The sequence below is a fragment of the Paenibacillus sp. J22FR83 genome (assembly GCF_059691955.1).
The window spans coordinates 146,540-158,438 of record NZ_JCAUAM010000002.1; the positions used below are offsets into that span (position 1 = coordinate 146,540).

An 11,899-nucleotide genomic window follows, 5' to 3' on the forward strand; every position below is an offset into this window, starting at 1 on the left:
TTATTCATAAAATTTAAGACCTTTTGCTGATTAATATTTATAAAAGTTATTTTAAAATTTTATACAAGATCGTATAAAAGAATAGTGTAATAATGATTAACATTATAAATATCTCAAATTTAAATCCTTGACTTTTTATTTCATTCAAATCAATATTATTAAAAACAAAAAAAGCATCATTTCCAGTTGTTTTGAAGTTAATAATGCCATTTGAATTAGTTAAATTTGTAATCTGGTCATTTTTTTTATTGTTAAAATCTTCGAAAGTAGGTACTATTGTTTTATTCCCAATAAACATTAAATTTTTTATTCTAAACTCACTTGGATTCGAACCGACATCAAAACGCAAATTATCAATTTTTTTTGGACTTTCGATCAATATTTTTTTTTCAGTTAACTCATTGTTTTTTTGAGATTGTAATTTCACCGAATTTTTTTCGCTAAAATCTTCATTACTATTAGAATAATAAACTTGATATTCTATTCCATTATCAATAGAAGAAAAACGCACTTCAATTATTTCTTTTGTAATATAATAAGTTTTGAATAATAAAGCCACGGTGATTAGTGATAAAATTGGAATCAAAATAATACTCTTTTTCATTGTCCCTCCTAATTTACCTCCATAGCCTGTTCAAAGAACCAGCCCTTTTCTTTTTCTTTAATTTTACCTGCAAATATTTCTTAAAACTAAATCCCTCAACTTTTCAGATATCCAATAATTTCTTACATTTGAAGTAAAGCATCGTCTTGCATGTATAATCACCTTAATTTAAATTATCTAATGAAAGTAATAAAATATCTTCACCTGCAATAATTTTGAAAACTTACTTTCAGCAATTTCATTCTTTAAATTATTTTTATTTAGATTAATTAATTGAGCAGAACTATACCCGAGCTGAATATTCCCATGATATTTTGTAGGATCATCACACAAGGTGCTATAAATCGCCAAGGACCAATTCAAATTTTTTTTAAGAACAAAGTCTCTTGGATACTTGATGATCCTGTCTTATGTAAACCTAATTGCAAGATAATCTCTTTCTAGCTGCTTAATACTTTCATAAAACTACGAGATTGTAGCAATAATCGGAAAATATTTTTAGGAAATTCGATACCGTCTTTCATTACGAATGATTGCCGTTACCAAAATTCCCATATTATTCTCGACCTTATTTTGAGGCTAATATAATTAAACTTCCCATTTTAAGATTTTAGTTATCCTCCAATATACCAATCCATTTTTTTATAACGGTATTTTCTTCATATTCATTAAATAGTCTCAACATTTTATCATAATTTTTCTCAAGTAAATTATTTTTTATAGTAGATAAAATCGATTCGGATAATGAAATTGCATTCATTTTATTTACCAAAACGATACCACTATCCTCATTAAATAATTCACTAAATGGAGGACATTCTTCAAATACTATAGATAATTTTCCAAAAGATGCAGCTTCAAATAATACTAAACAAAACCCTTCAAATTTCGAGGGGATAACCTGAAACTCACAGTTTCTCATGTAATAACCAATATTGTCAACAGAACCTAAAAATGAAACTCTATCTTCTAAGCCAACTGATTCTACCAATGTTTTCAACTCATTTTCTAATGAACCAGAACCAGCTATTATTAGGTCATATTCTTCAATTTCATCTTTGATTATAGAAAAAGCTTCTATAAGTAATCTTTGCTGTTTTTGCTCTGTTAATCTTCCTACTGTAATAATATATTTTCTTTCTCTTAAAAAATTCAATTTTGGTTCTTTTGAATCAGGTTTTGTAACCATGTTAGGAACTACTAATATCTTATTTTCATCTACATTACGCTTAATATATTCATCTTTAAAATTATTTGTAATTACACACACATTGTCACTAAGTCCTATCGACTTCATATGGATTTTATATCCAGGGGAAGAATCGAAAAATTCAACACAATTATGCATGGAATAAATGGTTTTCATTTTATTTTCTTTCAAATCTTGTATTATATTTAGATCATCATGACCAATGCCAAATACAATACACTGTGATATACTTCTATTTTTTAGAATAGCTGACACTTTTTCCGTTTCCGTTATATGGATCACATCAATATTGGGATTTAAGTCATAGGGCAAATCAGAATTAACATTAGTTCTATTTATTACTACTACATCAAAACCGTTTTCATATAATAAGTTTGCCTTTCTAATTAATATTTTTTCGGCTCCGCCCTTACCAAAATTTAGTCCTCGCATATACAAAGCCACAGATTTCACTTTAGTTGTATTATTAGGTAATACACTTGATTCATCATAAAGTTTTTCAAAACTCAAATTTACAGATCCTCTTTGAAAATATATTTCATATTCTTTTTTAACAAGATCAACCATAATTTGTTTAGTTTTATTTTCTAATATAAAAGTATCACTAACATACTTATGAACTTTATTTATTTCTATTATTCCTAGTTCATCGCCTTTTGAACTTGTAACAGTTTGATTATGTCTTCTATGATAATTGAGTGGTTGTGAAATATAAGAAATTTTTCCTAATCTCGCAATGTTGATATAAAAGATCCAATCTCCAGCTTTTACGAAATCTAGACTTTTAGCTAAGCTTATATATATTGCATCACTCTTTATCAAAGTTGCTGAAACATTTGGAATTGTACATCTTATAGCTAGAGCTGTATTGATCTCATCTTTGCCTAATGTAATATAATCATTTTTCCACTTCGATAAATCAATGTCTGTCAACCATGGAACATTATCATAAGTATTATAAAACTCATTATTTGAACCGATTACATTAGAATTCGAATATGATAAAACAATATCTTCATCAATCATACAGGGCGCTAATACATTTTTCAGGAAGTCCTCTGACGCATAATCATCCGCCTCTGCAATCCAAATGTATTTTCCTTTTGCTTGCTCTAATCCTTTTTTCCATTGTTCAAAAACATTACCAGCATTCACAGAATTATAGACTGTTTTTGTTATTTCCGGGAATTTATTTCTATATTCATCTAATATTTCAATACTATTATCTGTGCTGCTGTCATCTAATAAAATTACTTCAAAGTCTTTAAATGATTGATTATAAACACTATCTAATCTTTGTTTCAAATATTTCTCATAATTATAATTAGGCACAATTATACTTATAAGTGGATTTTTCTTTGATTCACTATCTATTATTTTCTTTATTTGTTGTGACGCTCTATTAACAGTATGTTTTGCAAGAACTTTCTCTTTAGCTTTCTTTCCTAATTCAATTGCTAAAGTATTATTTGACATTTCCAAAACAGCAGAAGCCATTTTATCGTAATCTAGAAATGGCACAACAATTCCACAATCATTACCTACAAATGTTGGCATTCCACCAGCTTCATCAAAGCAAATAATAGGAATACTGCACTCAGCTGCCTCTAAACAAACTAGTGGAAATGGATCTTCAACTGCTGGCAACAAGAAAATATCACAATTAGAAAAATATTCTCTAGTATTCTCTAGTGTGCCAATAAATTTTATTTTTTCAGATAAATTTTCCTTTCTGATTAATTCAATGCATTCTTCTTTTTCTTCACCATTTCCAATCCATATAAAACAAAAATCAGGATTCTGGCTCAAAACCTTTTCTGCAACAGTTATAAACCCTTTTGGATTTTTTCTATAATATACAGTTCCACAAGAGACGACAATTCTTGAATTCAATGGAATATCATGAAATTTTTTAAACTTTATTTTTTCATTGTCTGTTTTAATAATATTGAGTGGCTCAATAAAAGCGTATACTGGTTCAATAATTCTCGGATTTACACCATGATTTAATAGCAAGTTATTCGTAACCGCTTCGGAAGCACCTAAAATAACATCTGCATTTTTTTTCAATGAATCCAGTTCTTTCGGAAAAATTCGAATCGTTTTCTCAAGTTCATGAATATACGTTAGAACCTTATAATTTTTATTATTATATAAACTATCGAATATTCTAAAAGCAACTATTGTATTTAATAAAACAACTGAATTGTATGGGATAAAATCGTTTATGTTGCTTTGATCAAAATTGTTATCAAGAACAAGTGTCTCAGCTATTTCAAAGTATTTATTTTGAATTTCTCCTCCTCTTAGAAGGATTACTTTCACGTTGTATTCTGTATTATTATTAAACCATTTTATCAAGTCCAACAATACTATTGGTGCTCCTGTTCGTTCCGCTTCATGCCCAACAAAAACAATCGTTTTGTCACCCTTAAGATTATTAACTTTTATTGTTTCCCTATTCTCATTTTTCCCCGAATCAATATAATGAACTACTGGATTTATATTGACATCTCTTACATCTGTATATTTATCCAAATAAAATTTAATATCAAAATTAGCAGATGGATTTCTACCTTCACGCCAACCTATACTACAAAAATGTGTTAGTGGGTCTAACCCAGCTGCTCTTACATCAATATTCCTATATAAATAATATTCTGGGTCAAAAAGATTAGATTCCATTATTTTGTTATAGTCTGTTATTGATCTTTCGTCTAATGGCCTAATTGCCCCATTTCTTTTTTCAAAAACACCATATTTAATGTAATGGTAAAAAGGATTAATACCCTTTGCCAATACATCTGGATTACATTCCAAATAATATAGTGTATCAAACATTGGGTTAGGATTCGAACCATCATATACTCCATGCCAAACATAATGTCTAATAGGATGATTAATACTTTTGGAAAGCACCCTCAAGAATTTAAACTTTGAATTGCGCCATTGTGTAAATCTTGGGTTATCAAATTTGTAGAGTGAGTCGTAGTTATTTAAATAATAATTGACATCAAATTTTTTGCTTTTAAAGATATAGTATGATACTTTCCACTTTCTGATTTTGTCCAATAACCCTTTTTTCTTTCTTGTGTTACTCATTAGTTGTTTAACGAAATCTGATTTGTCTTCAGCATACTTAAAAATATTTAATGTGATTTCTTGATTTTTTTTTTCTATTTCATGATTCTTTTTTTCTATCTCTTGACCCATACTTACTATCTCTTGATCCTTATTTCTAATCTCTTGATTCTGGCTCTCTATCTCTTGATCCTTACTTTCTATCTCTTGATCCTTACTTTCTATCTCTTGATCCTTACTTTTTATTTCTTTATTCTTGCTTTCTATTTCCTCACGATATGCAACCACGATAGTTTCATGATGATCCAGTGCATTATTTAAGTAGATAATTTCTTTATTATTATTTTTATTTAGTTCATCGTACAGTTCTAAATTGTTTTTCAACTCTTTTACAACAATATTCAATTCATTGTAATTATCAGATAGTGTTTTTGCAAAAAAATCAATTTTTTTATTTTCCGTTATGAAATCGACCTCAATCTCATGTATTATTTCAAAATAATCGTAAATATAAAATTGGGGATCCTTAGTAGTAAAAATAAAACTGTTTTTATCTCTACTTACAAAATTCCCTGTCAAGTTCCTTAAATCAATGTAATTATTATTAATTTTAATGCTATAAATTGAAATAAAGCTAATGTTTGAAGATAAATCAAGGCGAAGATTTTTAACAAAGCCATCATTTTCTAAGAAAAACCTAATGGTATTTCTTGTTTTAGTTTGATATATTTTAAATTTCTTTTTTTCTTCGGTAAAATTCAAATCAGGCGAATAGTACAATACAAAATCATCTGTTAGAAACAAATGTGTTTCTAACAATTTTGTAATTTCTCTGTTTGTGGTATGAATCCTATCCAAAGTGATAACACTATTATTTGCATTGATATCGGCTACAAGTGTGTTTAGTATCGTTACAAATTTATCATTTTTAAACTCTTTAAGAGTACTTTTACCGTCGCTAGAATGATCAAGTCTCTTATCAAAAAAAGTTTCTGAAAAAGTTTTCAGTGCGACTTTATCAATTATCTCATCTACACTCAGAAACTTCGATAATCCCTGCAAAACACAATATGGCTCCTCCAACAAATTAGCGTAACAAACAGCATAAAAGTTCTGGTTTAAACATTTAAACATAGCATAGTTATAAAGCAAAATCATATTTTCGGCATAATCACTCGTATATCCATCTCTTTTAATCAGAGAGCGCAAAATATCTCCATAGTTTCTATGGATATATACATATTGCACTTCTACTTCAGGTTCAAAATCACTGAGCACTTGAATCCAAAAAGGCAATAACACCATAATCCTAGGTTCCTTTATTACTATAAAGTCACTCTGGTTTAATAGACTCTCTATTATCATTCTTGCTCTTCTAAAATATTTTGTGTTTAATATTTCTACAGCATTGCCAATAGTATCAATAAAAAATTTATCTATTGAATGCCATGAATAACCTAAATCGGATAACATCATTTCATTTATATTAATAATCTCATTATTTTCGAAGTGTCCAAGTTCATTAGTCTCTTGATGTTGTAATAAATCCTTTCCCGGAAAAGCACCTAATTCGATAATACCTCTTGTTAATGCACTAGTTCCACTTCTATGCATACCTAAAACTACTACTATTTTTTTCATCACTATCCTCCACACAATGTAAAAATATATTTAAAATAACACCCTATGTCTCAAATTTCCCCCAAATACTTATCACATATTTCACCCGTTTCTCCTACTTCAATCATATTGCCTTTATTAATCCAAACAACTCTATCACACATTTTCTTTATTTGAGAAATAGTATGGGAAACTAACAATACGGTTGTTCCTCTCTCCAACATTGCTTTCATTTTCAACTCACATTTTTCTTGGAACTTGTAGTCTCCTACTCCTAGTATTTCATCTACTATCAATATATCTGGAGTAACTAGTGTAGCGATAGAAAAACCAAGTCGGGCAACCATACCGGAAGAATAATTTTTGAGAGGTACATTTACAAAGTCATGCAGTTCGGAGAAGTCAATAATCTCTTCAAACTTCTCCTTCATAAACGATTTTGAATGTCCTAATACTGCACCATTTAAAAAAATATTTTCAGCTGCTGTCAAGTCCATATCAAAACCTGCTCCAAGTTCTATAAGTGGAGCTATACTCCCATTAACTGTTACAACGCCTTTTGTTGGCTTAAGAACACCCGCTATTATCTTGAGAAGTGTACTTTTTCCAGATCCATTAAATCCTACAATCCCAAAAACTTCACCTTTTTGTATATTGAATGAAATATTATTTAACGCCCAAAATTCTTCACGAGCAAGATCTCTCTTCACAAATCTAACAAAATATTCCTTCAAACTATCAACTTTTTCAGTATTTAAGTTGAATTTCATTGACACATCTCTAACTTCAACGATATTCTCCATTTTTACCTCACTTATCTATATATATAAAATAAATTTATTTTGGTTTTTATAGAAAATGACCATCCCAGTTATCAATGTAATAACGCCTGTTAAGCCACAAATTAAATTTAATTGAACCGATGGCAACGTCCCATATAAAACAATTTCTCGAAAATATTCTACGTAATAATACATAGGATTATAATTAATAACTTCTTTTAAGTAATCCGGAACTATATTTATTGGATAAAATAACGGAGTAAAATACATCCATGCAGTTAAAAGAATACTGTAAATATGCAGCATATCTCTAAAGAAAACAGCTATCACTGAAAGAATCATGCCCATTCCTAAAGAAAAAAGAAACAAATATAATATTGGAAGTGGGAACAAAAGTATAGTTACTGTTACTTTAACTTCGGTTATCCATAGCATAATGATAATGGCGCCCATTGAAAATAATAAATTAATCAGGCTTGAACAAACTTTAGATAAAGGAAAAATATATTTAGGAATATAAACTTTTTGCAGTAGTGAAGCATTTGAATAAATAGATGTCATAGCTAAACTGGTTGCTTCTGAAAAAAAAGTAAACAAAAGTTGCCCACTGAGCAAATACATAGGATAGTTCGGAATATCAAATTTAAAAAGGTTAGAGAATATTAAAGTAAGTACAAGCATCATCAGAAATGGATTTAACAAACTCCAAAAATAACCTAGTATTGAGCGCCTGTACTTTATCTTTAAATCCCTAGCTACTAACTCCTTTAATAAATGAGTGTATCTCATAAAATTTTTAATGTATTGCTCCATTAAATCAAATCCTTGTCCTTAGTATTTAGTGATTATCATTCGCCCTTGAAAATATAGACCCTACCGCACTCTATTCTCAACGACTTCTTGTAAGTAATCCAAAAGATCCTTACTAAGTTCTTCCCTTTCTAATGCAAAATCAATATTTGTTTTAATGAATCCTAGCTTTTCACCAACATCATAGCGAATACCTTCAAATTCATAGCCATATACTTTTTGAGTATCTAACAACTTTACGATTGCATCTGTCAGTTGAATCTCTGCTCCTGCCCCAATTTCTTGTTCTGACAGGATTTCAAAAATTTCTGGAGTTAAAATATATCTACCCATAATCGCTAAGTTAGAAGGAGCATTTTTTGCGAGAGGTTTTTCGACAAGATTGTTTATTTCATATAAATTATCATTTATAGCCATTCCATCAATAATTCCATATCGTTGCACTTGATTGCTGAGGACAGGCTTTATACCGACAATAGAGCTATCATACTGATTGTAAAAATCCATCATTTGCCTCAAACAAGGCGTTTGTGATTGTACAATGTCATCGCCTAAAAGTACTGCAAAAGGCTCGTTACCAATAAAGCTTTTGGCGCACCAAATAGCGTGCCCTAGACCTTTAGGTTCTTTCTGTCTTATATAATGAATATTCGCCATATCTGTAGATTTTTGGACTTCATCTAACAAATCGAGTTTACCTTTAGTCAATAAATTTTGTTCTAGTTCAAAGCTCATATCAAAATGATCTTCAATTGCCCGCTTTCCTTTGCCTGTGACAATAATAATATCTTCTATGCCCGAAGCAACCGCTTCTTCGACGATATATTGTATGGTAGGTTTATCTACAATGGGTAGCATTTCTTTGGGCATTGCCTTTGTAGCAGGTAAAAATCTTGTTCCAAGTCCTGCCGCTGGAATAATTGCTTTTCTAATTTTCATAAAACCTCTCCGATTTTTGATATTTTATCCTCATACTCAAATTGATATTGACTCACTGAAAACCCATTAATTCCAGTGACACGTAGAGGTGGTTTCACAAATTTCTAATCGCGCCTCTGTAGTAATGTATAATTACTGATAAATTCTTTTACCACATTCACTACCCTTTATTTTCATAATTCAGCCTCTATAAACAATCGTTTGGAAACCCTCTTCCAGTATGCTAAAATAAAGTCGAACTTTAGCGAAGAAGGAGACTATCTGGAATGAGTGCAAGTAAGAATGCCTACGCGGCTTCGCGTGCAAAATCGAATGGAACGATAACGACGGATAAAAGCTCTGTCATCTTTTGGGTATTAGCTGTGTTTACGGGCTTATTTATGTTCTGGGCACCTTTTCAAAGGGCGCTGTTTAATGGCGGTACATCAGAGTTTGAGAGAAGCATTTACTCCGCTTCAGTGTGGTCCTCCATTATTCTTTTGCTAGTTGCGATTCTAGCATTATTTGTGTTTAAGCTTAAAGAAAAGAAAGATCTCCTTACCATTCTCGTCTTCATCATGCCGCTTACGTATGTTATCTCGTTGTCGAACTCGGCATCTCACTATTTGGCAACAAATATGGTTTACATCCAAATGCTGTATGCAACTTTCTTCATTTTAGGTGTATTTTTGACAAAAAACAAGCTCGGTGTGTCGATTGTTTCCCAACTCTTCATGATCTCAGGATATTTCATCGTGTTATTCGGACTTTTGTACTGGTTAGGCAACAAAACCTTCGCAGGACACCTTGTCGGATGGTTTGCTCTAATGGATGGAACGGATAAAAATCTGTACCGCGATGCGATCATGACAGATTCCAACGGACTACGTTTAACCTCAGTCTTCCAATATGCAAACACGTACGCAGCTTTTTTAATTACGATAACGCTTAGTTCTTTATTCTTCATTATTAAATCTCGTAAATGGTACATAGTTCTCATTCATGCGTTTTTACTGATTCCAACCATTGTATCTTTCTGGCTGACATTATCACGTGGGGCCATTGTCGTAATCCCAGTGGTATTCCTCATCATGATGTTCTTCTTCCGAATGAGTCGTCAGATCTTAGCGTTGGTTCAACTGGGACTAGCCTTTATTACTTCGCTGGTCATTTTAGAAAAAGTAACGGATATTGGCATCGGACTACAAAATCAACCTAGTACTTCAGAATCTTGGCATGGATGGTGGATTCTACTACTAGCCTCCCTAGTTTTCGCTGGACTGTCCGTGGCTATTCAACGCTTTGGTGAGCCATGGTTGGAACGTGTAACAGCTCGATTTGATGCCAAGAAGTATGCAACATTCATTCTTCCCATCGCAGCTGTCTTGATTGGTGTGGTTGGAGCTATTCTTATTCTAAGTGATACTGGGTTTAAGAACATTCTTCCCGAGAACGTCAAAACACGTGTTGAGAATATTAATTTCCAGCAACACAGTGTGTTGGAGCGCGGAACATTTTATAAAGATGCTGTTAAGCTTTGGTCGGACTATCCCATCATTGGTGCAGGTGGCGGAGCTTGGGCTTCCCTTTATGAAAAGTATCAAAACAATCCGTATACGAGTCGTCAGGCTCATAACTTTGCTTTGCAATATTTGGTTGAAGCCGGTGCGCTTGGTTTCCTAGCTTTTATCGGATTTGTCATCGCAGTTGGTTGGTTCTATATCCGAAGTTACATTAGAAGTTCTCAAGAAAAACGAGATCTGCACTTCCTATTTTTCATTATCATGATTTCCCTATTGGTTCACAGTATGATCGACTTTGATTTAAGCTATGTGTACTTAGGTGCGATTCTATTCCTCGCTCTAGGCGGTATGTTGAGTAACAGCTCCTCAGGCGAGCTGCGGTTAAAGTCTAAATCAGCCCTTATTCACAAGATATTCCCTGCATGTATTGCGGTATTGTCGCTAGTGATGTTCTTCATCTCTGCTCAGCTGCTTTCGGCGAATGGTTCCTACAAGCAAACTATTGAAGTTATAAAAACAAGTAAGGATTACAATCAGATTGTGAAACCTCTTGATAATGCCATTTCTTTGCATCCTGGACATCCGGATTATTTGTTAACAGGTCAAGTAAGTCGAATTGGGCTTTTGCTTCAAGTTTATAGCCAAATGCAGAAGGAAAATCCGAATGATCCTACGAAGAGTGAGCCATTTTTCAATCAAGCCCAAGACTTAATGAGTCAGCTTTTGAAAAAAGAGCCTCATAACCGCGTCGTGGCCATGCAGCAGCTAAACATGCTTCTCATCAAAGGGAATAAACAAGGGGCTTTGGAGTGGTCAAACGCTCAAATTCCAAACTACCCTTGGTATATGGATATGTATGAGAAGAGCATCTCACTGAATATTGAGCTAGCAGGCGAAGCCAATACAAAAGGCAATGCACAGGAGTTTAACACAAGATTAGATAGTGCGCTTACCACGTATAAAGAGGTTCTTGCGCGCATTGATTCTTTGAAAAACTTACCGAAAGAACAAATGCAAGGACGTGAATTCGCAGTCACACCATCGATGGCACTCAATATTGGCCAAATCAGTTATATGCGCGGTGATTATAAAGGGGCAGTTGCATTAATTCAACCGCACATGACTGAGAATTTGGATGATCAAGTGAACCGCTTATTGGTCCGTTGGTACCTGGCTGTATTACAAAAACAAGGTACGCCAGATCAAGCATTAATGAATAAGTTAATTGCTAAGGATCCGAATGAGAAGCAAAGTGTTGATGCGATTGTTGCAGCTGTTTTTCCAGCTAAATAGAGAGGGTGCCACAGAGATGTGGCGCCTTTTTTTCTCCCTAAAATGCAAAAGAGGCTAA

6 protein-coding genes are annotated in these 11,899 nt (G+C 32.3%); 1 reads left to right on the forward strand and 5 read right to left on the reverse strand.

What is annotated here, in order from left to right; translation table 11 throughout:
- Positions 1 to 46: 46 nt before the first annotated feature.
- The 5 genes from AC58PV_RS04245 to galU all read right to left on the reverse strand — a co-directional run bounded on the left by AC58PV_RS04245 (position 47) and on the right by galU (position 9,046).
- Positions 47 to 604: a hypothetical protein gene (locus tag AC58PV_RS04245; protein WP_497431034.1), complete on the reverse strand. Its 558-nt coding sequence runs from the start codon at positions 602 to 604 to the stop codon at positions 47 to 49.
- Between the two features lie 610 nt (positions 605 to 1,214).
- Entirely contained in the window at positions 1,215 to 6,536 is a 5,322-nt protein-coding gene (locus AC58PV_RS04250; RefSeq protein ID WP_497431035.1) for a glycosyltransferase, read from the reverse strand.
- Between the two features lie 50 nt (positions 6,537 to 6,586).
- On the reverse strand, positions 6,587 to 7,318 hold the full coding sequence (locus AC58PV_RS04255; RefSeq protein WP_497431036.1) for an ABC transporter ATP-binding protein: 732 nt from the start codon (positions 7,316 to 7,318) through the stop codon (positions 6,587 to 6,589).
- Between the two features lie 15 nt (positions 7,319 to 7,333).
- Complete coding sequence (locus AC58PV_RS04260) at positions 7,334 to 8,110, reverse strand: ABC transporter permease (protein WP_497431037.1); 777 nt, start codon at positions 8,108 to 8,110, stop codon at positions 7,334 to 7,336.
- A gap of 60 nt (positions 8,111 to 8,170) precedes the next feature.
- A complete protein-coding gene (gene galU / locus AC58PV_RS04265; protein ID WP_497431038.1) occupies positions 8,171 to 9,046 on the reverse strand; it encodes a UTP--glucose-1-phosphate uridylyltransferase GalU in 876 nt (291 codons plus the stop codon).
- Between the two features lie 266 nt (positions 9,047 to 9,312).
- Between galU and AC58PV_RS04270 the strand changes: the two genes are divergently transcribed.
- Positions 9,313 to 11,841, forward strand: a complete 2,529-nt coding sequence (locus AC58PV_RS04270; RefSeq protein ID WP_497431039.1) for an O-antigen ligase family protein — start codon at positions 9,313 to 9,315, stop codon at positions 11,839 to 11,841.
- The last annotated feature ends 58 nt before the right edge of the window (positions 11,842 to 11,899 follow it).

Coding starts and splice junctions, on each gene's coding strand:
- AC58PV_RS04245 (WP_497431034.1), bottom strand. CDS start 604: ATGAAAAAGAGTATTATTTTGATTCCAATTTTATCACTAATCACCGTG.
- AC58PV_RS04250 (WP_497431035.1), bottom strand. CDS start 6,536: ATGAAAAAAATAGTAGTAGTTTTAGGTATGCATAGAAGTGGAACTAGT.
- AC58PV_RS04255 (WP_497431036.1), bottom strand. CDS start 7,318: ATGGAGAATATCGTTGAAGTTAGAGATGTGTCAATGAAATTCAACTTA.
- AC58PV_RS04260 (WP_497431037.1), bottom strand. CDS start 8,110: ATGGAGCAATACATTAAAAATTTTATGAGATACACTCATTTATTAAAG.
- galU (WP_497431038.1), bottom strand. CDS start 9,046: ATGAAAATTAGAAAAGCAATTATTCCAGCGGCAGGACTTGGAACAAGA.
- AC58PV_RS04270 (WP_497431039.1), top strand. CDS start 9,313: ATGAGTGCAAGTAAGAATGCCTACGCGGCTTCGCGTGCAAAATCGAAT.